At 62.9% G+C, this 22835-nt stretch carries 19 protein-coding genes; 13 read left to right on the top strand and 6 right to left on the bottom strand.

Translation table 11 applies throughout. The annotated features are described in order from the left end of the window. Nucleotides 1-166: 166 nt before the first annotated feature. Both QQJ96_RS08570 and QQJ96_RS08565 read left to right on the top strand, forming a co-directional pair. Nucleotides 167-1165 (top strand): diguanylate cyclase domain-containing protein, encoded by a 999-nt coding sequence (locus tag QQJ96_RS08570; protein WP_284331565.1) that lies wholly within the window; start codon nt 167-169, stop codon nt 1163-1165. Between the two features lie 65 nt (nt 1166-1230). After that, the gene (locus QQJ96_RS08565; RefSeq protein ID WP_284331564.1) at nt 1231-2163 is read left to right on the top strand and encodes a CPBP family intramembrane glutamic endopeptidase; all 933 of its coding nucleotides are present in this window, start codon (nt 1231-1233) and stop codon (nt 2161-2163) included. Here the strand turns inward: QQJ96_RS08565 and QQJ96_RS08560 are convergent. From QQJ96_RS08560 to QQJ96_RS08550, 3 genes are all read right to left on the bottom strand, one after another. Further along, the gene (locus QQJ96_RS08560) at nt 2129-2602 is read right to left on the bottom strand and encodes a hotdog fold domain-containing protein (RefSeq protein WP_284331563.1); all 474 of its coding nucleotides are present in this window, start codon (nt 2600-2602) and stop codon (nt 2129-2131) included. The genes QQJ96_RS08565 and QQJ96_RS08560 overlap by 35 nt on opposite strands. Nucleotides 2603-2715: 113 nt before the next feature. Then, on the bottom strand, nt 2716-5184 hold the full coding sequence (locus QQJ96_RS08555; RefSeq protein ID WP_284331562.1) for an acyl-CoA dehydrogenase: 2469 nt from the start codon (nt 5182-5184) through the stop codon (nt 2716-2718). Next, on the bottom strand, nt 5175-6095 hold the full coding sequence (locus QQJ96_RS08550; RefSeq protein WP_404649442.1) for an alpha/beta fold hydrolase: 921 nt from the start codon (nt 6093-6095) through the stop codon (nt 5175-5177). Before QQJ96_RS08550 ends, QQJ96_RS08555 begins: the two co-directional genes overlap by 10 nt. A gap of 91 nt (nt 6096-6186) precedes the next feature. Between QQJ96_RS08550 and QQJ96_RS08545 the strand changes: the two genes are divergently transcribed. The 5 genes from QQJ96_RS08545 to QQJ96_RS08525 all read left to right on the top strand — a co-directional run bounded on the left by QQJ96_RS08545 (nt 6187) and on the right by QQJ96_RS08525 (nt 10786). Then, a complete protein-coding gene (locus tag QQJ96_RS08545) occupies nt 6187-6765 on the top strand; it encodes a TetR/AcrR family transcriptional regulator (RefSeq protein WP_284331561.1) in 579 nt (192 codons plus the stop codon). A gap of 183 nt (nt 6766-6948) precedes the next feature. Beyond that, entirely contained in the window at nt 6949-8718 is a 1770-nt protein-coding gene (locus tag QQJ96_RS08540) for a phosphoenolpyruvate carboxykinase (GTP) (protein ID WP_284331560.1), read from the top strand. A gap of 145 nt (nt 8719-8863) precedes the next feature. Continuing rightward, nucleotides 8864-9412 carry an RNA polymerase sigma factor gene (locus tag QQJ96_RS08535; protein WP_284331559.1) on the top strand — a complete coding sequence of 183 codons (549 nt, stop codon included), beginning with the start codon at nt 8864-8866 and terminating at the stop codon, nt 9410-9412. Further along, a complete protein-coding gene (locus tag QQJ96_RS08530) occupies nt 9409-9864 on the top strand; it encodes a hypothetical protein (RefSeq protein ID WP_284331558.1) in 456 nt (151 codons plus the stop codon). Before QQJ96_RS08535 ends, QQJ96_RS08530 begins: the two co-directional genes overlap by 4 nt. Before the next feature lie 13 nt (nt 9865-9877). Continuing rightward, nucleotides 9878-10786, top strand: coding sequence for a DUF4097 family beta strand repeat-containing protein (locus QQJ96_RS08525; protein WP_284331557.1), 909 nt, complete (start codon nt 9878-9880; stop codon nt 10784-10786). A 79-nt stretch (nt 10787-10865) separates the two neighbouring features. Here the strand turns inward: QQJ96_RS08525 and QQJ96_RS08520 are convergent, their stop codons facing one another. After that, nucleotides 10866-11762, bottom strand: coding sequence for a hypothetical protein (locus QQJ96_RS08520; RefSeq protein ID WP_284331556.1), 897 nt, complete (start codon nt 11760-11762; stop codon nt 10866-10868). Between the two features lie 289 nt (nt 11763-12051). Here QQJ96_RS08520 and QQJ96_RS08515 point away from each other — a divergent pair, with 289 nt between their 5' ends. Beyond that, entirely contained in the window at nt 12052-14919 is a 2868-nt protein-coding gene (locus tag QQJ96_RS08515; protein WP_404649438.1) for an EAL domain-containing protein, read from the top strand. Between the two features lie 100 nt (nt 14920-15019). Here the strand turns inward: QQJ96_RS08515 and hslO are convergent, their stop codons facing one another. Beyond that, complete coding sequence (gene hslO / locus QQJ96_RS08510; RefSeq protein ID WP_284331555.1) at nt 15020-15916, bottom strand: Hsp33 family molecular chaperone HslO; 897 nt, start codon at nt 15914-15916, stop codon at nt 15020-15022. Between the two features lie 117 nt (nt 15917-16033). Between hslO and mtgA the strand changes: the two genes are divergently transcribed. The 3 genes from mtgA to QQJ96_RS08495 all read left to right on the top strand — a co-directional run bounded on the left by mtgA (nt 16034) and on the right by QQJ96_RS08495 (nt 18296). Beyond that, the gene (gene mtgA, locus QQJ96_RS08505) at nt 16034-16780 is read left to right on the top strand and encodes a monofunctional biosynthetic peptidoglycan transglycosylase (protein ID WP_284331554.1); all 747 of its coding nucleotides are present in this window, start codon (nt 16034-16036) and stop codon (nt 16778-16780) included. 64 nt (nt 16781-16844) lie between these two features. Beyond that, nucleotides 16845-17795, top strand: coding sequence for a glycosyltransferase family 2 protein (locus QQJ96_RS08500; RefSeq protein WP_284331553.1), 951 nt, complete (start codon nt 16845-16847; stop codon nt 17793-17795). Nucleotides 17796-17867: 72 nt separating this feature from the next. Continuing rightward, complete coding sequence (locus QQJ96_RS08495; RefSeq protein ID WP_284331552.1) at nt 17868-18296, top strand: CBS domain-containing protein; 429 nt, start codon at nt 17868-17870, stop codon at nt 18294-18296. A 24-nt stretch (nt 18297-18320) separates the two neighbouring features. On the opposite strand, the gene QQJ96_RS08490 is transcribed toward QQJ96_RS08495, so the two are convergent. Beyond that, nucleotides 18321-19586, bottom strand: a complete 1266-nt coding sequence (locus QQJ96_RS08490) for an NTP/NDP exchange transporter (protein ID WP_284331551.1) — start codon at nt 19584-19586, stop codon at nt 18321-18323. 120 nt (nt 19587-19706) lie between these two features. Here QQJ96_RS08490 and QQJ96_RS08485 point away from each other — a divergent pair, with 120 nt between their 5' ends. Further along, the gene (locus tag QQJ96_RS08485) at nt 19707-21284 is read left to right on the top strand and encodes a GMC family oxidoreductase (RefSeq protein WP_284331550.1); all 1578 of its coding nucleotides are present in this window, start codon (nt 19707-19709) and stop codon (nt 21282-21284) included. 186 nt (nt 21285-21470) lie between these two features. Beyond that, the gene (locus QQJ96_RS08480; protein WP_284331549.1) at nt 21471-22787 is read left to right on the top strand and encodes a serine hydrolase domain-containing protein; all 1317 of its coding nucleotides are present in this window, start codon (nt 21471-21473) and stop codon (nt 22785-22787) included. The last annotated feature ends 48 nt before the right edge of the window (nt 22788-22835 follow it).

Genomic DNA, 22835 nt, shown 5'->3' with positions numbered 1-22835 from the left:
CGGGCCTTCTGGACGTCACCCCGTCGTCAAAATTTAAAATGCTGGGGCCGCACTGTATGCGCGCCTCGCTTCGCCCCGCCGTCTAGACATACTCCCCGACGGGGCGAAGCGAGGCGCGCATACAGTGCGGTGACGGGTACGTAGGAATAGATCAGAGGCTCCCTACATGAATACTCACATTCCCAAGATCCTGGTCGTCGATGACACTCGCGCCAACTTGATCGCCATGCGCCATCTGCTGGCCGACTGCGGCGCGGAACTGGTGGAAGCCAGCAACGGCAACGCTGCGCTGGCGGCCTGCCTGGACCAGCAGTTCGCGCTGATCCTGCTCGACGTGAACATGCCGGACATGGATGGCTTCGAAGTCGCGCAACTGCTTGGCGAAACCGAGCACCTGCGCGATACACCGGTGATCTTCGTTACCGCCGCCTATGCAGACGATATCAACCGCTTGAAAGGCTACAGCTCCGGCGCGGTCGACTATATCGCCAAGCCGATCAACGACACGATCCTCAAATCCAAAGTACGTGTATTCCTGGAACTGCACAACGCGCGCATGCAATTGCAGGAGACGCTCGAGCAGTTGTCCGCCCGCAACCAGCAATTGCAGGCCGAGATCGGCGAGCGCCAGCGCGCCGAAGCACAGGTTCGCCACCAGGCCACCCACGACATGTTGACCGGGCTGCCCAATCGCATGCTGTTTCATGAGCGGCTGCGCTCGGCGGTGCAATACAGCCTGCTGCACGGCATTCCCTTCGCGCTGGCGCTGGTCGACATCGATGGCTTCAAGGCGGTCAACGATACCTACGGCCATCCGGCTGGAGATGCGCTCTTGCAGGCGATTTCCTCGCGATTGACCGGCCAGGTGCGTGCCGACGATACGGCGGCGCGCCTGGGCGGCGATGAATTCGCGTTGATCTTCCAAGGCGCCGCCGAGCTTGAGCCGCTGCTGAAGCGCTGCCAGTCGATTTGCCAGGTGCTGGCGCAGCCGTACCAGCTGCAGGGCGAACACGGTGCTTTCCTGGCCCACGTGAGCGCCAGCATCGGCATCGCGCTGTGGAGCGAAAAAATCGATTCTGACGAGACCTTGATCCAAGCCGCCGATCGTGCGCTGTACCAAGTCAAGGAGAGCGGCAAAAACGGCTGCGCGCTGGCGCCGACGTGACCCGCAACGCCACGCCGAACGAGGACCGCAACTTGGCCTGAGTAACCACTCACGGGAGATTCGCCATGTCCGAAGACATCGCCTTTCGTACACCGCCGTCAGCGCCCGCATGGCAGCGCTGGCTGGTCTATTCGCCAGTGGCGCGCATCGTAATCTTCGCCGCCATCACCTTTGGTGTCGGCTATGCAATGCATGACATCCTGGCTGCAATAGGCTGGATGGGCAAATCGGTAGCACCACTGCAGCGCGCGCTCGGCCTCATGACGATGGAGCTTGTCGCCACTGTCATTGCCTACCTGGTTCTGGTCTGCCTCGTCGAACACCGGTCACCACGCGAACTGTCCTTGCGCGCGCTTCCCACCTATGGCCTGGCCGGCCTGCTGGCGGGCTTCCTGATCTTCAGCACCGTGGTAGGCATACTGTGGCTGTGCGGCAGCTATCACGTGCTTGGTATCAATGCTCAGGTGGACTGGCTGCCCGAAGTGTTGCTTGCCGGTGTCGGCGCCGGCATTGGCGAAGAGATCGTCACGCGCGGGGTCCTGTTCCGCATCGCCGAAGAGGGTCTTGGCACTTGGTGGGCGCTGGCGATTTCCGCCGTTTTTTTCGGCGGTGCGCACATCTTCAATCCCGGCGCCACGCTATGGAGCTCGCTGGCCATCGCCATCGAAGCGGGCATTCTGCTCGCCCTGGTTTTCCATGTGACACGCACTCTATGGGCATGCGTGGGCCTGCACGCTGCATGGAACATCACACAAGGGACGATCTACGGCATCCCAGTGTCTGGTACCGGCGGCAAGGGTTGGTTGCTGTCCTCGCGCACTGGCCCAGACTGGCTGAGCGGCGGTGCGTTCGGCGCGGAAGCCTCTGTGGTGGCGTTGCTGGTGTGCACATCGGTTTCGGTGGTGTTGCTGCTGACCGCATTGCGCCGCAAAAGCATCGTGCGCTCCCGCAGGTCGCGCGCCGTCACGCCTTCTTGCGAGGCGACACCCACATCGTGATGCGGGCGCGGAACACCGGCGTTCCAGTCGGATCGGTGACCTCCACCCGCACTGGCCAGTCTCTGGCGGCATCCACGGCCTCAAGCTGCGCTTCCGGTGTCGCCACGGCATGCATGCTGCCCTTCGCCCGGCTGAGGTATTCCACGCTCATGCCCCTGGGTATCCAGCGCGCATCGGCCGGAATCGTCGCCTCCGCCATGACGCCCGCGGACAATTCGGCCAGGTTGCAGAGTGCGATCGCATGGACGGTGCCGATATGGTTATGCACGCGCCGGCGATCGCGCATGAGCACCTCGCAGCGCCCCGGCTCCAGGGCGACGAACAACGGGGCGATGGTGGCGAAGTAAGGGGCGCGCAGGCAGACGGCGCGGGAGAACAGCCAGTGGCCGGCAGGCCAGCGGGTGATGCGCTGGTACAAGGACAACAACGATGCACCCATGAAGTCTCCTGCGACGTTGACGTACCCTAGGCTGGGATGACAATCCCAGCCTTGCTTATGCTGCATGCATGGTAAAGCCGGGATTGTCATCCCAGCCTACGATTCATGTCAGCCTACGCCGCATCGGCCAGCTTCTTGGCGCTCTTGCGGGTGATCGCCGACTGTAGCTCAGCCGGATCGAAATCATCCACCGAAATGAACTCGAACACGCCTTCACGCACCCGTTTGAGCAAGGCGGCCTCCGAATGGTCGATCACGCCCGACCGCATCGCCTCATCCAGCTGGCCAAGATAGTCGTGCGACTTGAACTGGCCGGCCTTCTGCGCCTTGAGGAACTTGCGCTCCACCGGCTCGGCAGCGATCACATCCGGCAGCAGCTCGTTCATGCGACCCACGGTGTTATTGGAAGTTGGCGTGAGGTAAGCCCATTCCAGCAGGCGATCGCGCGCTTCACCGGGTGCGGTGATGAGCGCGGCGACCCGGCGACCCAGACGATCCGACGGCGGCACTTCGCGGCGGCCGAAGGGGAACACCAGGCCGCGCAACAGCCAGGACACCGGGCGCACCGGGAAATTGCGGATTGCGCCGTCCAGTGCCATCTGCGTGCGCCACATGCACTCATGGAATGCCCAGGCCAGCAGCGGACGGTCCGCCTCCGGTCGGCCGGTATCCTCGTAACGCTTCAGCATGGCGCTGGCGATATACAGATAGCTCAGCACGTCGCCCAGGCGCGCGGAAAGTTTTTCCTTGAACTTCAGCTTGCCGCCCAGCACGCCCATGAAGGTGTCGGCACACAACGCCAAGGCGGAGGAATAACGGTTGAGTTTGCGATAGTAGCGGCGCACATAGGCATCGCCCGCCGAATCGCCGATGCGCGCACCAGTGATGCCGAGCACGAAGCTGCGTACGGCATTGGAAACGCCGAAGCCGAGATGTCCGAACAAGGCGCGGTCGAACGCTTTCAGGCGCTCGCTGTAGTCCTCGATCGACAGCGCTTGCATTTCCTTCAACACGTACGGATGGCAGCGGATCGCGCCCTGACCGAAAATCATCAAGCTGCGCGTCATGATGTTCGCGCCTTCGACTGTGATCGCGATCGGCACGCCCTGCCAGGCACGGCCGGCGTAATTCTTCGGGCCAAGCTGCACGGCCTTGCCACCGTGCACGTCCATGGCGTCGCCCGCGACGGCACGGCCCCATTCGGTCGCGTGATACTTGGCGATCGCCGAAGGCACGGCCGGCTTCTCGCCGCGATCGACCGCTGCCGCCGTCGCGCGCGACAACGCGGCAGTGGCATAAGTGAGACCGCCGATACGCGCCAGCGCTTCTTCCACACCTTCGAAACGCGCCACGGCCAGACCGAACTGCTTGCGCATACGTGCGTAGGCGCCAGTGCCCGCCACCGCCATGCGCACACCACCGGTCGCATTGGAAGGCAGCGAAATCGCACGCCCCACCGACAAGCACTCCACCAGCATGCGCCAACCATGGCCGGCCATGTGCGGCCCACCGATCAAGGTCGACATCGGCGCAAACACTTCCTTGCCGCGCACCGGTCCGTTCTGGAACGGGATGTTCAATGGCAAATGCCGGCGGCCAATTTCCAGGCCCGGGGTGCTGCGCGGCAGCAGCGCGAGCGTGATGCCCAGATCTTCCTTGTCGCCCAGCAGATGCTCAGGGTCGTACAAGCGGAAAGCCAATCCAACCACAGTGGCGATCGGCGCCAAGGTGATGTAGCGCTTGTCGAAATTCAGGCGCATGCCAAGCGTTTCGACCCCATCGACCACCTGCTTGCAGACCACGCCATAATCGGGAATCGAAGTCGCATCGGAACCCGCGTACGGACCGGTGAGCGCGAAACACGGGATTTCTTCGCCCAGCGCCAGGCGCGGCAGGTAGTAGTTCTTTTGCTCGTCGCTGCCGTAATGCAGCAGCAATTCAGCCGGACCAAGCGAATTGGGCACGGCGACCGTGGAAGCGGCGGTGGCCGACATGCTGGCGAGCTTCTGCAACACCGCCGAATGCGCCAGCGCGGAGAAGCCCAGGCCGCCGTACTGCTTCGGAATGATCATGCCGAAGAATTTGTGCTTCTTGATGAACTCCCACACTTCCGGCGGCAGGTCGGCCAATTCATGCGTGATCTGCCAGTCGTCGAGCATGCCGCACAACTGTTCGACCGGGCCGTCGAGGAAGGCTTTTTCTTCCACGCTCAACTCAGGCTTGGGCTGCTTGAGCAGTTCGTGCCAGTCCGGCTTGCCGGAGAACAGCTCGCCCTCGAAGCCGACGGTGCCTGCTTCCAGCGCAGTCTGCTCGGTATCGGAGAGCTTCGGCGTCACTTTGGCGAAGATCTTCAGCAACGGTGCGCTGATCTGTTTGCGGCGAAATCCCAGATTCAACAACGGCACCGCAATCGCCAGCTCGATGATCAGCAGGATCACCATCGTGATCAGAGCGTGCGCGAGCAGGCCCACGACGAAAGTGGCGGCAATCGTGGCAATCGCCCATGTGCGCAGACTGCTGCGGTGATAAGCGCAGGCGCCGGTCGCAACCAGCGCGGCCAACACGGTCAGTATTACGGACATTTCAACACCTCATGGCAGGTTGCTTCGCCTTCGCCGCGGGGACGAAAGGCAGGCTCCAGGCTTCCGATGAAGCCTGCGATCGCGGCCGTGAACGCGTCATTCGCATCCCCGGCCAACATATGGGTGGCGCCAGGTACTTCGGCATGCCGCGCGTGCGGTACCAGCGCAAGGAATTCTTCGACGGTGCTCTGCGAGACGACGTCGCTGCGCTCGCCGGAAAGCAGTAGCACCGGCACTTCGACTTTGGCTGCCGCTTCGAACAGGCGCGGCTGGTAGCGTTCGCACTCGCTGATCAGCTCGCCGGCCAGCAAGGCCGGGTCCCAGTGCCAGCGCAAGCGGCCATCCGCGCCTTCGCGCAACAAGGGACGCAGTTGCTGCTCGCTCTTGCGTTCTCGACGCTGCGGCAAATAGGCGGCAATCTGCTCCGCCGCTTCGGCGTAGCTGGCGAAGCCGTCTGGATGCGCCTGCATGAAAGCGAGAATACGTTCGACCCCGGCGGTTTCCCAACGTGGCGTGATGTCCACCAGCACCAGCGCACGGAACGGCGAAGGTCGCACTTCACCGGCCGCGACCAGGCCTAGCAGACCGCCCATGGAAGCGCCCACGAGCATCGGTGGTTGCGGCTGCGCATGAGCGAGTGCGAGCAGGTCATCGACGAAGGGCTGCATGTGATAGTCGCCATTCGGCACCCGCGCGCTTTCGCCGTGGCCGCGGCTGTCGAAGGATACGCAGCGGCAACCGCGCGCTGCGAGCGTCGCCGCAGCCGCATTCCACGCACCACGGGTCTGGCCGAAACCGTGCGCAAACAACAATGTCGGCTCGCCCGAGGGGTGGCGTACGTCCACAGCCAAGGACAGGCCATCGGCCGTGTTGAACGAAGTGCGGTTGGAGGGACTGGATTCCATACGCATGAGTATGGATTGTGCGCCGGCGCGTCGTCAACCGGCCCCTGAGTCGCCCCGGCAAGCACAGTTCCGCGTCAGCATGGGCTACCATACGCTTATGAATGTCCGTCAAAAGCCCGAACGTACGCGCCTTTCCGCCGAAGACTGGGAAGATGCCGCCCTCAACCTGATCGCTGAACAAGGCGTGGGAGCATTGGCCGTCGAAGCGTTGGCGCGCCAGCTCGGTGTCACCAAGGGCAGCTTCTATTGGCATTTTCGTACCCGTGAAGCTTTGTTGCAGGCGGCCCTGGAACGCTGGGAACAATACGGCGAACGCGAAATCATCGGCCAGATCGAAGCGCTGCCCGATCCGCGCGAACGCCTGCCGGAATTGTTCCGGCGCGTCGCGCACGAGCTGCATCCGCATCGTGTCTACGCTGCGCTGCTGAAGGCTTTGGATCATCCGCTGGTGGTGCCGGTCATGGCACGCGTATCCCAGCGCCGCACGGAATTTCTTCACACGGCCTATACCGAGGCTGGCATGGAGCCCGCCGAAGCTCTCAATCGGGCACGCCTCACCTACGCTGCCTATGTCGGTTTCCTGCAACTGAATTTCACGCTCGGTCTGCCAAGGTTGAGCCACGACGAGTTCGACGCCTACGTCGAACACATGATCGCTACGCTGATTCCCGCGTAAAGCCAGGGCGCAAACCGAAACGAGTCAGTCCCACGGTGAGAGCGGAGGCGGTCCGCTCTCACGATGTTCTTCGCCTTCAATTCCATTTAATCGTACTTATGCTGCACTACACCTTGCCAGGCCCAGTTGTCGTAACTTAGCGTCACACTTCTGTTTTATGGGCATACCAAAAGTGAGGGAAGCATGACGAGCAAGCTGGCGGCGCTCGATCGATGGGTCAATGAGGTGGCGGCCAAGACCCGCCCTGCGCAGATCCATTGGTGCGACGGTTCCGACGCCGAATATCGCGCACTGGTGCAGCAGATGTTGCAAACCGGGGATCTCATCGAGCTGAATCAGCAGACCCATCCGGGCTGTTATCTGCATCGCTCCAACCCATCCGACGTGGCGCGCGTGGAGCACCTTACCTTCGTGTGCACCGAGCGCGAACAGGATGCAGGTCCGAACAATCACTGGATGGCGCCGACCGAAGCGCACGTGAAGATCGATGCGCTGTTCGAGGGCAGCATGGAAGGCCGTACCATGTACGTGATCCCCTATTGCATGGGGCCGATCGACTCGCCGCTTTCACGCTGCGGCGTGGAGATCACCGATAGCCCTTACGTAGTGGCCAACATGCGCACGATGACGCGCATGGGGGCTGCCGCGCAGGCGCGCATCGAGCGCGAAGGCCATTTCGTCAAAGGCCTGCATTCCACCGGCGAACTCGATCCGGAGCGCCGCTTCATCATGCATTTCCCGGAACAGCTGACGATCAAATCGTATGGCTCCGGCTATGGCGGCAACGCGCTGCTGGGCAAGAAATGTCATGCATTGCGCATCGCCAGTTTCCAGGCGCGCAGCGAAGGCTGGCTGGCCGAGCACATGCTGATCGTCGGCATCGAAAATCCGCAGGGGCAGACGCACTACGTTGCCGCCGCGTTCCCTTCAGCTTGCGGCAAGACCAACCTGGCGATGCTGATTCCGCCGGAGGGCTATCGCAAGAACGGCTGGCGCGTGTGGACCATTGGCGACGACATCTGCTGGATGCGCCCTGGCGAAGACGGTCGTCTGTACGCCATCAATCCCGAGGCCGGCTTCTTCGGCGTCGCGCCAGGCACCAGCAACAGCAGCAATCCCAATGCCCTGACCTCGATCTCGCACGACACGATCTTTACCAACGTTGCGCTGACCGCCGACCAGCAACCATGGTGGGAAGGCCTGCCTGGAACGCCGGTGGTCGATTGGCAAGGTCGCCCGTACGACCCAGCCAACGGCCCGGCCGCGCATCCGAATTCGCGCTTTACCGTCAGCGCCAAACAATGCCCGACCTGGTCGCCCAAGGCCGAGGAGGCGCAAGGCGTGCCGATCAGTGCCATCGTGTTCGGCGGCCGCCGTCCGTCGCTGCTGCCGCTGGTGATGGAAGCGCAGGATTGGACGCATGGCGTACTGATGGGCGCCGCCATGGGCTCGGAAACCACGGCGGCCGCCACCGGCGCCGTGGGCGTGCTGCGTCGCGATTCGATGGCGATGAAGCCGTTCTGCGGCTACCACTACGGCGACTACTTCAATCACTGGCTGTCCTTCGACCAGCCCGGCGCCAAGCTGCCGAAGATCTTCCATGTGAACTGGTTCCGCAAAGGCAAGGACGGCAAGTTCCTGTGGCCTGGCTTTGGTGAAAATCTGCGCGTGCTGGAATGGATGATCGCCCGCGTGGAAGGCAAGGTGCGCGGCCTGGAAACCCCCATCGGCACCCTGCCCGCCACTGGTGAGCTGAAACTGGATGGCCTGGAACTGTCACGTGAGACGCTGACCGAGCTGCTCGACGTCGACCTCGAAGGTTGGCAAGCGGAACTACACGCCATTGGCGAGTACCTCGACAGCTTCGGCGATCGCCTGCCGTCGCGTCTGCGGCAGGAACAGCAACGCGTCCAACAAACCCTGCAATTGCCGCGCAAGGCGGCGAATGCCTGACGACGAACTCCTCCTCTCCCTTGCGGGAGGAGGAGCGGTATGAAGGCCCGCCCCATGCACCGGAAGGGGCCCTCTAAACCGAATCGCCCCGGGCTGCATCCAAGCTGGCAAGATGATTGCCGCTTGCATCGCCACCGGAAGCGCCATGCCACCTGCGCTCGCTGCGGGAAACAACGATAGGGACGACGTGCGTGCGGCCGCCGCGGGCGACCGGCAGGCGTTCCAACGCCTGTATCGCCAGCATGCGGGCCGTATTCATGGCGCCATGCTGCGGCTGGCCGGCTACGATCACGCACGCGCCGAGGATCTTACGCAGGATGCGTTCGTGCGGGCGTGGCAGAAGCTGGACAGCTTCCGCGAGCAGAGTTCGTTCGGCACTTGGCTTTACCGCCTGGCGGTGAATGTGGCGCTCATGGACATCCGCGCGCGGGGTGCTGATCCGGTCGGTTATGTCGATGAGGACAGCGTACCCGAGCATGGCGAAACCCCGTTTTGCGCGGCCGAACGCGAAGAGCTCGAACGTGCGATCGGCAAGCTGCCGCCGCGGGCACGCGCGGTACTGGTATTGCACGACGTGGAGGGCTGGCGCCACGAGGAAATCGCCAGCGAACTGGAGATGGCGGTAGGCTCGTCCAAAGCGCAACTGCATCGTGCGCGAGGCCTGTTGCGCAAGGTTCTCGGAGAAATGCGATGAACGAATTCGAATGGCTGCGCCAGATGCGCGAATTGAACCAGCCGGTCGCGCCACGGAGCGATCTGTGGTCACGCATCGAAGCCGCGCTGGACGACACCGCATCGCAGGATGTCGCCGTATCGGCACGGCCTGCGCCGACGCGGCACGTAAGCAGATGGGCGATGGCAGCAAGCATTGCCGCAGTGGTGGTGCTCGCCTGCGGCGTTGTATGGCGCATGCACGCGATACCGCAGAGTGCAACGCAGGTCGCCACTACCATGCACGCTGAAAACCTCCCTTGGAAACCGAGTGACCCGCGCCTGGCCGGCGCCGCGCTCGAACTGGATGCCGCGCGCATGGAGTTGCAACAGGCCATACAGCAAGCTCCCGATTCACCCGCGCTGCAGCGCCTGCTGCAGCGGACCCACGCCCAACAGAACCACCTGCGCGAACTCGAGAAACAAGCCGGCTAAGGACATAACAACGATGAAAACCGCCCGCTATCTGCCGCTGATGCTGTGCCTGCTGCCAGGAGCGCAGGCTTTTGCCGATACCCCCCTGGATCTTCACCATCCGGCCGCCCCCACGGCCCACATCGACATCAGCAATGTCAAAGGCGAAATCAACATCACCGCCTGGGATCGCCCCGAAGTACACGTCGGCGGCCAGCTCGGCGATGGCGCCGAACCGCTCACCATCGAGGGCAGCGAGAACAACCTCACCATCCGTGTTGAGGCCAAGGGACACAGCGGCTGGTTCAACTGGAATGGCGAGAACGCCATGGAACCCAGCAATCTGGACATCAACGTGCCGCGCAGTGCGTCGGTGAAAGTGAATGTCGTCAGCGGATCGCTGAGCGTCGATGGCATCCGCGGCGGCGATATCGAAGCCAACTCGGTCAGTGGCCGGGTGCGCATCAATGCCCAGACCCCCATGCTCAACGTCGTCTCCGTCAGCGGCAACGTCGCCTTCTCGGGTCAGACGAGCCAAGCAAAGCTGCAGACGGTCAGCGGCGACATTCTTGCGCCTACGCTGGGTAGTACGGTCGAACTGCAAACGGTTTCGGGCCGTATCCAGGCCGGCGGCGGCCCCTGGCATCAACTAAGCATCAGCACCGTATCAGGCGACGTGCAGCTTACCGGCGTAGTCGCTGCAGACGGCAGCATGAACATCGACAGCATGAGCGGCGACGTGCAATTGCAGCTTCCTGCGCCATTCAACGCCAATCTGCATGCCAATACCTTCAGCGGCACAGTGCACACCGAATTCGGTACTCCGACACACCCGGAGCATGGCCCGGGCAGCACGCTTGATACCGTAGTCGGTAATGGCAGCGGCAAGATCCACATCGAAACCTTCAGTGGTGACGTGCGGATCAGGAAGGGTCGGGACTAATGGGAAACAGTGTCCTCGCCGGCCCATAAAAGCCAACGCCCCCGGATCAGCGGGGGCGTTTCGCATTCAAGCCGATGTATCAAAGGTCCTGGTGATACTGCACGTACGGTGTACGCGACTGATCCGGCTCCGGCGGACCGGCCGGCGTATTCACCGCATTGCCGGACGACCACAAATTTTGCGCGCCGAAGCTCAACGAACCTTGCCAGGGCAAATGCCAGGTCACGCCCAGGTCAATGCTGTTCCAACGGCGCTCGGTATTGAGCATGCCCGGCACGGCCGTTCCCGGTTCCGGCTGCATGGTGCGGCCGACGATGCTGGTGCTGACCGAACCGTGTTCGACGCCAAAGCTCAACGCCTTTTGATCCAGCGTGGTCAAGCCCAGTTGATTGCCGGGCAGCAGGCGGATACGCCCCATGCTCGCGCCGAGCAGCACGCCATTATCGCCGTTCAAGGCAAAGCGCCCGCGCGCGTTCAACTGCGTGGCGCTATCGAAATCGGGCAACCCGTTGACGCCGGGTGCCGCACCGGGCAGCACGCGCGGCAGCGCAGTAGGATTGGGGACCTGATCCTGCGCCACGCTCACGCCCAGGCTATAGCGGCCCGCATTATAGGTGGCACCCACCTCGCTGCTGATGATGCGGGGCTCAGTGGCCCACGAGCGCTGCGCAACACCCGCCTGCGCTGAAACATTCGAAGTAATACCGTATTGCACCGTGCTGGACTTGACGGTGCCACCAGCAAGCGGGTTGAGCGATAGCGAGCCGTTGCTGTCGCCTTGCGCGTCTGCCGTGGTTTCGTTTTGCGACTGCACCAGCAGCGAACCCTGCATCGGCGCTTGCTGACCGGTTTTCAGCAACGGCTGTGATGGCTGCATCAACGCGGGGTGGCTGGCTGCCTGATCACCGGGCAACACCTGCGCTGCCGCTAGTAGCGGCATGCAGAGCAGCGGTAATGTGAGCAGCAAGCGGCGCATGAAAGTTCGAATTGGTTGATAACCCCGTCCGCTTCGTTTAGGTCGATCGCGGACTCCCTTGGGTTCAGTATACCTTACTTTACTTTTTGCTAACACCCTGGAAAGCTAGATTTTCCGTGCCGGGGTCAGCAAAAACGGATTCACGAAACAAAGACTTGCTGGCACGAGGGATGCTTGGCAAAGGCATCTTCGCCAGCCAACTTTGTGAAAGCCATGGGCTACGTCACATGACGGTATCTTCACGATATATAGTCAACTGACGTACCGCACATGGACCCGCTCACAGGTCATGAGTTCAGTGCCAGATAGCCGCAATTTCGCGCCAACCCCCGGTGGAGCTCTGCCGGCGACCCTGCGTGAGATGCTGGAACGGCTGTTCCGGGCAGCGGATTCGGCTGGCGTCTTGGACATATGTGCGACAGCCATGGACCAGTTGGGGCTGCAGGGAACCTTGTGCTGGCTGCCGACCGAGGCGGACAGCAGCTCGGGGCCGGGCCGGCTCAACCTGGCCATCGACCCGCAAACCCTGCAAATGCTGGTGTGGGAGGGAGACGTCGTCCCAGGCCAGGAAGCCAGCTCGGAACTGGCGTGGCTGGGTCGCCTGGCCGGCATCCGCCTGCGGCAATTGAGCGAAACCGGCCGGCTTTACGAGTCCATCTCGCGCCTGGCCTTGGCCGAGCGCCTGCAGCGCGCGCTGTACGCGATCGCCGAACTGGCGGCCAGCACGCACAACCTGACCGAGATGATGCAGTCGCTGCATTCCATCGTCGGCATGCTGATGTATGCCGAGAATTTCTACATCTTCCTGTACGACCCGGCTGGCGACAGCGTGCGCTTTCCGTATTACGTGGATACGGTCGACCGGAAACCGCCACCGCCGGACGAAAGCTATCCGCTGCAGGACATGCGCTACAGCCTGACCTGGAACCTGCTGCAAAGCGCCCAGCCGATCATGGGTTCGGTGGAGGAGCTGGCGCGCCAGCTCGAAGGCCGCTTCACCTTGGTGGGACCGGCCTGCGAACACTGGCTCGGCGTGCCATTGCTGCGCGGCAGCCAGGCCGTGGGCGGCATCGTGGTTCAGAGCTATCGATCCGACACGCACTACACGCACCACGATCGCGACCTGCTCAACTACGTCGCCCAGCACATGCAAACCGCGCTGGAGCGTCGCGAAGCACACGCCGAACTGGAGCGACGCGTGGCCGACCGTACCGCAGCGTTGCGTGCCACCAATCGCGTGTTGCGCCAGCAGGTGCTGCAACGTCAACGCGGCGAGCGCCTGCAATCGGCCCTGTTCCGCATTGCGGAGCTGGCCAGCGCACCGGAAAGCCAGCAGAACTTCTACGCCGCCGTGCATCGCGTGGTCGGCGGTTTGCTGTATGCGCGTAACTTCTACATTGCGCTGTTGGACGAAAGCGGCCAGAACATCAGCTTTCCCTACTCGGTGGACGAGCTCGATACCGGCCGGGAGGCGCGGCCCGTGGCCAACGGCGCCACCGAATACGTGCTCAAGTACGGCAAGCCACTGCTGGCCGACAGCCAGACCTTCGAGCGCCTGGCCTCTACCGGCGAATGCGTGGAAATGGGCGCAAAGTCGGTGTGCTGGCTGGGCGTACCGTTGGTATGGGACGACCGGGTCATGGGCGTGCTGGCAGTGCAAAGCTACTCACCCAAGCACATTTATGACGCGCGCGACCAGGAACTGCTCACTTTCGTCAGTTACCACATCGCCAACGCGCTGCAACGCAAACAAACCAGCGAATCGCTGAAGCAGGCCTACATCAACCTGGAGCGCCGCGTTACTGAACGCACCCGGGCGCTGGCGCTCGCCAACCGCGACTTGCGCGAACAGATCGCCGAGCGCGAACGCGTCGAGCGCCGGCTGATGTACGAAACCCTGCACGATTCGCTGACTGGCCTGCCCAACCGCACCTTGCTGCTGCAGCGGCTAGGCCAGGCACTGCAGGCGTATCACGCCGATCCCAACAAACTGTTCGCGGTGCTGTTCATCGACCTGGACCGGTTCAAGGTCATCAACGATTCGGTCGGCCATCTGATCGGCGACGACCTGCTGTTTCAAGCCGGCAGCCGGATCCGGGCCTGCCTGAAGACGCGTGACCTGGTCGCGCGCCTGGGCGGCGACGAGTTCGCCGTGCTGCTGGAAGGCATCAGCGACGCCGGCAAGGCCCAACTGGTCGCCGAGCGCATCATCGCGGAATTGCATGTACCGTTCCGCTTGGGCGTCAAGGAAATTTTCACCTCCGCCTCGATCGGCATCGCCCTGCCCGGCCCGCATTACCAACAGCCGGAGGAATTGTTGCGCGACGCGGATGCGGCCATGTATCGCGCCAAGGACGAAGGTCGCCATCGCGCCGCCGTGTTCGACGACCGCCTGCGCCGCGAAGTGCTGTCGCTGCTGGAGATGGAAGGCGACCTGCGCCGCGCGCTGAGCCGCAACGAGTTCGTCCCATTCTATCAGCCGATCGTATCGCTGGAGGATGGTCGCACCGTCGGCTACGAAGCATTGCTGCGCTGGCGCCACCCGGTGAGGGGATTGCTGGCGCCGGGCGACTTCCTCGCCGTAGCCGAAGAAAATGGCAGTGCGGAGAGCATCGACTGGCAGATCTTCGAACAGATCGCCTCGCAAGCTGGCACATTGGCGGGCGCCGAGGGATTCGTCAGCCTCAACGTCTCCGGGCGTCATTTCCGCCAGTCCGACCTGGACGACCGCCTGCTCAATCTGATGCGCACGCATGGCGTCAATCCGCGTTCGCTGCGTATCGAAGTGACCGAACGCACGCTGCTGGAAAATCCCGCCCAAGTGAAGCGCATGCTCGACAACCTGCGCCAGCACGGAGTGAGTATTGCGCTGGACGATTTCGGCACCGGCTATTCTTCGTTGAGCTATCTGCACCAATATCCGATCGAAACCTTGAAGATCGATCGCAGCTTCATCACCGAACTGGCAAAGGCCAACAGCCACAGTGTACCGGTGGTGCGCGCCATCCAGGTGCTGGCCGATTCACTGCAGATGCAGGTGATCGCCGAGGGCATCGAAGATGATGCGCAGCGACAGGTTTTGCGGCATATCGGTTGCCGCTTTGGGCAAGGCTTCCTGTTTGCCGAACCACGGCCCGCCGAGGTATGGATAAAGTAGGCCGTCATCCCCGCGCAAGCGGGGACCCATTTTGATCTGATGCATCCATTGAAAATGGCTTCCCGCTTGCGCGGGAATGACGGTTCGGGGCTTTCGCCCCTCACTGTACCCTCGAACTCGCCGCCGTGCCGCCACTCAGCAAATGCTCCGCATCCACGCGGTCGAAATGGTAGGTGCGTGCGCAGAACTCGCAGGTGACCTCGATAGTGCCTTGCTGGGCCTCCAGCGTTGCTTCGATCTCAGCGCGCCCCAGCGAGCGCAACATGGCTTCCACTCGCTCGCGTGAACAGCTACAACCGAACGCCAACGGGCGTGGCTTGAACAGGCGCACGGTTTCCTCGTGGTACAGGCGATAGAGCAATTGCTCCGACGACGTGCTTAACAGCTCGTCACGCCCCAAGGTAGCGGTGAGATGCTCCACGCGCGGCCAGCCATCCTCGTCCTGCTGCGCATCGTGGCCGCCCTCGCCCGGCAGCTTCTGCAGCATCAGCCCGACAGCGTGCTGTCCATCGGCGGCCAGCACGAAACGGGCCGGCAACTGCTCGGATTGCTGGAAATAGTTCTCCAGCGCCGCCGCCAGTTCCGGGTGGCGCAGGTCGACCAGGCCTTGATAGCGCTGCCCGCGTTCCGCCTGCCCGATGGTGATGGCCATGATCGCTTGGGGCAGTTCGCTCAGGGAAAGCGGTTCGGGCAGCTCCTCGGCGCTCCAACGCGCCAGACCACGCAAGCGGCCGGCATCGGTGCACTCAGCGAACAGCAGCCGCAAGGCCCCCTGGCTCTTCAATTCCACCGACAACGCGCCCTCGAACTTGATGTTGCCGGTCAGCAGCGCGCTGGCGGCCAGCGTCTGCCCCAGCAGATCCAGCAGCTGCGCAGGATATTCAGCTCGGCCGGCAACCTCGCGCCAGGCCGCCCCCAGCCTCACGATCACGCCCCGGACACCTGCGCGCTCCAGCACAAAGCGATGGAGCACATCCTCGGCAAGCACGGTTTCCACGTAGGACTTTCCTCACAACACAAAGTAACGACAAATGGGGACGGGTGCCGGCTTGAACAATGGCCCGCCCGCGGCGGCCTCTTATACTTCACCGGCTTTCCTTAGCCGATCGACACCATGCCGCATCTTCCGCCTTTTCGCCGTCTGTTGCGTTATGCAGGTATCGTGATCCTGTCATGGATCGCCCTGAGCTGGTTCGTGGTGCTGGTCTTGCGCTTCCTGCCGCCATGGACCTCGGCGATGATCATGGAGCGCCGACTGGATGCCCTGGTCCACGGTGAACAGGATTTCCAGCTACGCCAGCGCTGGGTGCCGTGGTCGCGTATTTCGCCATGGGTGCCGATCGCGATGGTGGCCGGCGAAGACCAGAAATTTCCGTTCCACCACGGTTTCGACTTCGATTCCATCCAGAACGCGATCGATGCGGCGGACGATGGCAAGCGCTTGCGCGGCGCCAGTACGATCAGTCAGCAGACGGCCAAAAATCTGTTCCTTTGGAATGGCCGCAGCTTCGTGCGCAAGGGCCTGGAAGCCTATTTCACGGTGCTGCTGGAACTGACCTGGCCCAAGCAGCGCATCCTGGAGGTGTACATGAACATCGCCCAGTTTGGCGACGGCATTTACGGCGTAGGCGCGGCCAGCGAAACTTTTTTCCACGCGCCGCCGGCGCAGCTAGGTCTTGCGCAAGCGGCGCGCCTGGCTGCCGTGCTGCCCAATCCGGACCGCTTCCGTGTCGACCGCCCGAGCAGCTACGTGCTCGAACGCACGCACTGGATCGAACAACAGGTCACCCAGCTGGGCGGTCCGGCCTACCTGAAAAGCCGTTCGCCGGCGCGCGACGTGCGTACCGCGCGACGGCCGTGAGACATGCAGGCAGGCAGCCTTTAAACTTCGCCTGTCTGCCCGCTTGAAACTATGGATACCTGGCATGTTGCGACTCACCGTTGTCGTTCCCGCCTACAACGAGTCGGCCGTGCTTGCCGCCTTCCATGCACGGCTGGCCAAGGTCCTGGAACAGCTTCCGTTGAGCTGCGACGTGTTGTACGTCGACGACGGCAGTCGTGACGACACTTGGGCGATCATGCAGGCATTGGCTGCCGCCGATCCGCACGTGGGTACGCTGAAGCTTTCGCGCAATTTCGGCAAGGAGGCGGCGCTGACCGCCGGGCTCGATCATGTCGACGCGGATGCCGCCGTGGTGATCGACGCCGACCTGCAAGACCCGCCCGAACTCATCCCGCAACTGGTGGAACAATGGCAGGCCGGTTATGACGTGGTCTATGCCACCCGTGCGGCGCGTGCGGGAGAGACCGGTTTGAAACGATTCACCTCGGCGGCTTTCTATCGCACGATGGAAGTGCTCTCGGAAGTGGCGGTACCGCGCGATACCGGCGATTTCCGGCTACTTTCGCGCCGGGCGCTGAAGGCATTGGCGCAATTGCGCGAGCGGCAGCGCTTCATGAAAGGCCTGTTCGCCTGGATCGGCTATCGCCAGACCGCGGTGAAATACCTGCGTGACCCGCGCCTGGCGGGCAAGACCAAGTGGAACTACTGGCGCCTCACCAAGCTCGCCATCGAAGGCATTACTTCGTTCTCCAGTGCACCGCTGAAACTTGCTACCTGGACCGGGCTTGGCGCATCCGTGCTGGCGTTCCTGTTCGGGCTGAAGGTGCTGCTGAAGGCCTTGCTGCGAGGTGATCCGGTGCCCGGCTATCCCAGCCTGATGGTGGTGGTCCTGTTTCTGGGCGGCATCCAGCTACTGGCGCTGGGCGTCATCGGCGAATACCTGGGCCGCAATTACAACGAGACCAAGCAACGGCCGCTGTACTTCATCGAGGAGGAGCACCTTCCGGGTACGCAACATCAGGAGAGGCCCTGATTCACACCGGGGCAACACCACCGCGCTACACTGTTCCAACGCGGCCATTGCTGCGGCCGCCGGGGAGGTCTGATGCGTCAGGTCAAGCATTTGCTGGACAGGAAAGGCAACGACATCTACGCGATCGCGCCGGAGGCACCGGTACTGGAAGCGATCAAACACATGGCGGAAAGGCGCGTCGGCGCATTGCTGGTGATGCGTGGCGAGCAACTCGTGGGCATCATTTCCGAACGCGATTACGCACGTAAAGTCATCTTGCAGGGCCGCTCTTCGGCCCAGACACCCGTGTCTGAGATCATGAGCAGCCCGGTCCTGACCGTAACGCCGGACACCGATGTGTTCGACTGCATGCGCATGTGCACCGACAACCGCGTACGTCACTTGCCGGTGGTGGAAGGCCATCGCGTGATGGGCGTGATCTCGATCGGCGACCTGGTCAAGGAAGTGATCGGTGCGCAAGCCGAACAGATCGAACAGTTGCAGCGGTACATCACGAGCTGAATCAGGGACAGGGAACGCAAAGCCTCACGCAAGGCTTTCGTTCCCCGTTCCCGCCTCGCCCTTCCCTGCCTTGGTGTCCGGCGCCAGATCCGGCGAAGTAGCCGCTTTGCGCGCCACCCAGGCCGCCAATGAAGAAACCCCTACCCCGATCAGCGCAATGCTACTCACGCCAATACCGAGCTTGACCAGGCCGCTGATGCCGCTGGTGACCACCACGTCGCCGAATCGCCACACCGCCGTTTCCACGAAGTTCTTGCCTTTGTAGCGGGTTTCCCGCGGCACCCGGGTGTAGAGAGCATCGCTGGCGGGCTTGGTCATGCCGTACATGAAGCCGCGTGTGCCCACCATCATCAGCACCAGCAGCGGCACGCTGTAGCCCAACATGCTCACCTGCGCGTGGCCTCCAGCCATCACTATGATCAGCAGGCCGAAATTCACCAGCTGCGGTAACACAAGCGCCCACACGGCACCACGCCGCATCAGCAGCCAGCGCGACAGAGTGAGCTGCAACACCGCCCCGAGCAGGTTCACCGCCAGATCGATGTGCGCATAGAAACCCGTGCGCATGGCGGCCGATACCAGATGCGCCTTGGCATAGTCGGCCACCAGTGCGTACGCGAGCGTGCCGATGCCATCGCCAAGCAGCATCAGGATGGCCATGCGGCGCAAGAAAGGGCGCGACCAGAGCTCCTTCGCTCCGGCCCACAACGAACCACCAATCGGTTGTTCGGTATCGCCGACTTCCGCCCGCCGTACAGAAATATGCAGCAGCAACAGCAACGCCATGCCAAGCATCAGCGCCGACACCAGCAGTAACGGCGCGACACCGATCACGCCGACCAGCGCACTGGTAATCAAGGGGCCGAAGATCGCACCGGCCATGCCACCCAGCGCGATCAACGAGAACACTTCGCGCGCACGCCGGCTGTCGAAGACGTCCGCCATGAAGCTCCAGAACAACGACACCACGAACAGGTTGAACACGCTGCCCCAGATATAGAACGCGACCCCCAAGGCTCGCGCACCGATGCGGTCCTGGGCGACGAATGCCGGAATGAAGGCCAGCAGGCAGACGATGAAGAAGCTGTAGCTCCAGCCCAGCAGGCGCCGCCGCGGAAAACGCGCCACCAGCATGCCAAACACCGGCGTCAGCAGCAGCATGGCCGCGAAGGTGGCGAGATAGAACAGCGGCAACTGCGTGGAACCCACCGCCCCGCCTAACTGATCACGCACCGGGCGGATGATGTAGTAGGAGGTCAGCAGGAAAAAAAACGCGAGTGCGGACACCATCGGCGTGGCGTCCTGGCGTGGAGAATCAGGGAACGTCAAGCGCACCGGTCGGCTTCCAGCGGGAGGCGGCGCAAGACTAGCATGCTCGGGTGACATGGGTTCGCACCCTAAGGGGGAGGCATGGAATACGACTATGTGATCGTCGGGGCCGGCTCGGCCGGTTGCGTGCTGGCCAACCGCCTGAGTACACAACCAGGCAAACGCGTCCTGCTGCTGGAAGCCGGTGGAAGCGATTGGCATCCCCTCATCCACATGCCCGCGGGCATCGCACATCTGGCGAACAATCGTCGGCTCAACTGGAACTACACGACCGAAGCCGAACCAGGCTTGCTCGGGCGACGCCTATGGTGGCCACGCGGCAAGACCCTGGGCGGCTCCAGCTCGATCAACGCCATGTGCTACGTGCGCGGCGTCCCGGCCGACTACGACGCCTGGGCGCAAGCGACGGGCGATGCGCGCTGGTCCTGGTCGCAGGTGCTGCCGTGGTTCCTGCTCAGCGAAGACAACTCACGTGGCGCGAACGCTCTACATGCTGCTGACGGGCCGCTGTGCGTATCGGATCTGCGTCATCACAACCAGCTTTCCGCAACATTGATCGAGGCCGGCGTCCAGGCCGGCTTCGCGCGCAATGCCGATTTCAATGGTCCGGCACAGGCCGGATTCGGCTTCTATCAGGTAACCCAGCGTGAAGGCGCACGCTGGTCTACAGCGGCAGCCTATCTGCGCCCGGCGCGGATACGCGCGAATCTGCATGTGCGTACGCATGCATTAGTGGAACGCGTCCTGATCGAGCAGGACCGTGCTACTGGTGTGGTGCTACGTAGTGCAGTTGGGCGGCAAGTCGTGCGCGCTGGCCAAGTCATCCTCGCCGCCGGTGCGATCAACTCACCCCAGGTGCTGATGCTGTCGGGCATCGGGCCGGCCGATCATTTGCGCACGCACGGCATTGCACCGTTGGTCGATCTGCCCGGAGTCGGCGCAAACCTGCAGGACCACCTGGATATCTGCACGCTGGTGAACTGCACGCGCGACATCACCTACGACAAGCTCAATGACCTCGCGGTAGGCTGGCGCTATTTGCGCCATCGCGACGGCCCTGGCAGCTCCAACATTGCCGAATCGGGCGGCTTCGTTCGCAGCCGGCTGGCCACGGATGCGCGCTGCGATATCCAGTTCCATTTCGTGCCGGCCTTGCTCGACGACCATGGCCGCCACCGGCTGCCCGGCCGTGGTTACACCCTGCACGCCTGCTACCTGCATCCGCGCAGCCGCGGACACTTGCGTTTGCGCTCGGCCGACCCGTCGGCACCCATCTCGATTCATGCGGCCTATCTCAGCGATCCGGAAGGCCACGATCTGGCGCGCATGATCGAGGCTGCCAGGCTTTCGCGCGACATCCTCGCGCAATCGGCTTTCGATCCCTATCGCGGCGAGCCGGTTTTCCCGGAATCGGCGCCGGCCAGCGACGCGCAGTGGGAGGCCTTCATCCGCCGCAAGGCCGAGACCATTTATCACCCGGCCGGCAGCTGTCGTATGGGAACGGACCAACAAGCCGTGGTGGACAGCGAACTGCAAGTGCGCGGCATGACGGGCTTGCATGTGGTGGATGCCTCGGTGATGCCCGCTTTGCCGAGCGGAAACACCAATGCGCCAGTCATCATGATGGCTGAACGCGCAGCGGCCCTGCTGCTGCGATGATGCGCCATGGGCAGAAAATTCACGCGTCGCACAGAGTTCCGATGCACTGCAACAGAAACTTCCGTTGGCGACATCACGGCGTTGTGACCCTGTTCGAAGTACAGGACAATCCTGCACTCACGCATGGATGACCCCACCAGTCTGAGCCTAAGGGCTAGACGTCACGCCTGTAACAAGCGGAGTAGCATGCAGTTCCGTAAGCTTCCCTTGCTGATCGCCAGCCTGCTCGGTGCCGGCGCCACCTGGCTGCCCGCTTCGGCCGCAAAGGCATTCACCGACACTCCGCCGGCAGCCGACATCCGCCAAGCGCGCCACGACGCCACTGACTTCAGTGCCACCCTTCCGCCCGAACGCGTCAAGGCAGCCCTGCAGGCTTATTCGCACTGGCTGGATGTGGTGGCGGAACGCAACGAGGTGGCCGGTCTCGCCACCGCGGTGGTGGTGGACAACAAGGTGGCTTTCGAGCGCACCATCGGCTATGCGGATGTCGCTACGCAGGAACCGGTCACGCCCACCACCGTGTTCCGTCTGGCGTCACTATCCAAGGCGTTCGCCACCGCGATCACCGGTCTGCTGATCGAGGATGGCCGCTTCAGCTGGGATACCAAGCTGGCCGACGCGGTGCCCTTCTTCCAATTGAAGGATGCGCAAGCTTCTGGCGAAGTCACCGTTCGCGACATTCTCGGGCAGCGCTTGGGGCTGCCGCACAACACCTACGATCAGATGCTGGAGGACAACGTTCCCTATGAGGAACTGGTGCGCAAGCTTGACGAGGTGACGCTGACCTGCAACGTAGGCCAGTGCTACGGCTACCAAAACGTCGCCTTCAGCCTGATCGGCGACTTGATCTATGCCGAAACCGGCGACTTCTTCTATCACCAGGTCGACAAGCGCCTGTTCTTCCCGCTAGGCATGACCACCGCGAGCTATGGCCGCGAGGCATTGGAAGGCAGCAAGAGCTGGGCGCATCCGCACCGTCCGCACGGTGCGCACAACTGGGAGTCTTTCGATCCCAAGGAAGCTTATTACCGCGTGGCACCCGCCGCCGGTGTTAACGCGAGCCTGCGCGACATGGAGCAATGGCTGATGGCGCAGATGGGCGGAAGGCCTGACGTGCTGCCGCAAGCGCTGCTGGACGAACTGCACGCACCCGGCGTGCCGACGCCTGCCGAAATGCACAACACCCCATGGCGCCGCGCCCGCGTGACCTCAGCGAGTTACGCACTGGGCTGGCGCGTGTTCACCTATGCGGGCGAAACGTTGGTATTCCACGGTGGTGCCGTGGAAGGTTATCGCACGATGATCGCGTTCTTTCCAAAATACGGCGTCGGCATGGTTTCGATGTGGAACTCGCCAGGTTCGGTCGGTACCGACCTGATGCCGATGGTATTCGATGCGATGCTCGGCTTACCGCACGAGGACTGGGCTGGCGTGGAAAGCGATCCGCCGGCCCATCGCGCGGCACCGGCGAGGTCACGGCACAAATCGCGGCGGCGCGGGTAAAGCATTCACCCTATGCGGCTCCCACCCCTGTGAGCAGGGGCGGGAGCG

The organism is Dyella flagellata (assembly GCF_030160275.1).
Classification (GTDB): domain Bacteria; phylum Pseudomonadota; class Gammaproteobacteria; order Xanthomonadales; family Rhodanobacteraceae; genus Dyella_B; species Dyella_B flagellata.
This window is presented reverse-complemented; position numbering and strand designations above follow the sequence as displayed.

Bases quoted from the DNA above. Each gene is read 5' to 3' on its own strand.
- QQJ96_RS08570 (WP_284331565.1), top strand. From the start codon at position 167: ATGAATACTCACATTCCCAAGATCCTGGTCGTCGATGACACTCGCGCC.
- QQJ96_RS08565 (WP_284331564.1), top strand. From the start codon at position 1,231: ATGTCCGAAGACATCGCCTTTCGTACACCGCCGTCAGCGCCCGCATGG.
- QQJ96_RS08560 (WP_284331563.1), bottom strand. From the start codon at position 2,602: ATGGGTGCATCGTTGTTGTCCTTGTACCAGCGCATCACCCGCTGGCCT.
- QQJ96_RS08555 (WP_284331562.1), bottom strand. From the start codon at position 5,184: ATGTCCGTAATACTGACCGTGTTGGCCGCGCTGGTTGCGACCGGCGCC.
- QQJ96_RS08550 (WP_404649442.1), bottom strand. From the start codon at position 6,095: ATGCGTATGGAATCCAGTCCCTCCAACCGCACTTCGTTCAACACGGCC.
- QQJ96_RS08545 (WP_284331561.1), top strand. From the start codon at position 6,187: ATGAATGTCCGTCAAAAGCCCGAACGTACGCGCCTTTCCGCCGAAGAC.
- QQJ96_RS08540 (WP_284331560.1), top strand. From the start codon at position 6,949: ATGACGAGCAAGCTGGCGGCGCTCGATCGATGGGTCAATGAGGTGGCG.
- QQJ96_RS08535 (WP_284331559.1), top strand. From the start codon at position 8,864: ATGCCACCTGCGCTCGCTGCGGGAAACAACGATAGGGACGACGTGCGT.
- QQJ96_RS08530 (WP_284331558.1), top strand. From the start codon at position 9,409: ATGAACGAATTCGAATGGCTGCGCCAGATGCGCGAATTGAACCAGCCG.
- QQJ96_RS08525 (WP_284331557.1), top strand. From the start codon at position 9,878: ATGAAAACCGCCCGCTATCTGCCGCTGATGCTGTGCCTGCTGCCAGGA.
- QQJ96_RS08520 (WP_284331556.1), bottom strand. From the start codon at position 11,762: ATGCGCCGCTTGCTGCTCACATTACCGCTGCTCTGCATGCCGCTACTA.
- QQJ96_RS08515 (WP_404649438.1), top strand. From the start codon at position 12,052: ATGAGTTCAGTGCCAGATAGCCGCAATTTCGCGCCAACCCCCGGTGGA.
- mtgA (WP_284331554.1), top strand. From the start codon at position 16,034: ATGCCGCATCTTCCGCCTTTTCGCCGTCTGTTGCGTTATGCAGGTATC.
- QQJ96_RS08500 (WP_284331553.1), top strand. From the start codon at position 16,845: ATGTTGCGACTCACCGTTGTCGTTCCCGCCTACAACGAGTCGGCCGTG.
- QQJ96_RS08495 (WP_284331552.1), top strand. From the start codon at position 17,868: ATGCGTCAGGTCAAGCATTTGCTGGACAGGAAAGGCAACGACATCTAC.
- QQJ96_RS08490 (WP_284331551.1), bottom strand. From the start codon at position 19,586: ATGGTGTCCGCACTCGCGTTTTTTTTCCTGCTGACCTCCTACTACATC.
- QQJ96_RS08485 (WP_284331550.1), top strand. From the start codon at position 19,707: ATGGAATACGACTATGTGATCGTCGGGGCCGGCTCGGCCGGTTGCGTG.
- QQJ96_RS08480 (WP_284331549.1), top strand. From the start codon at position 21,471: ATGCAGTTCCGTAAGCTTCCCTTGCTGATCGCCAGCCTGCTCGGTGCC.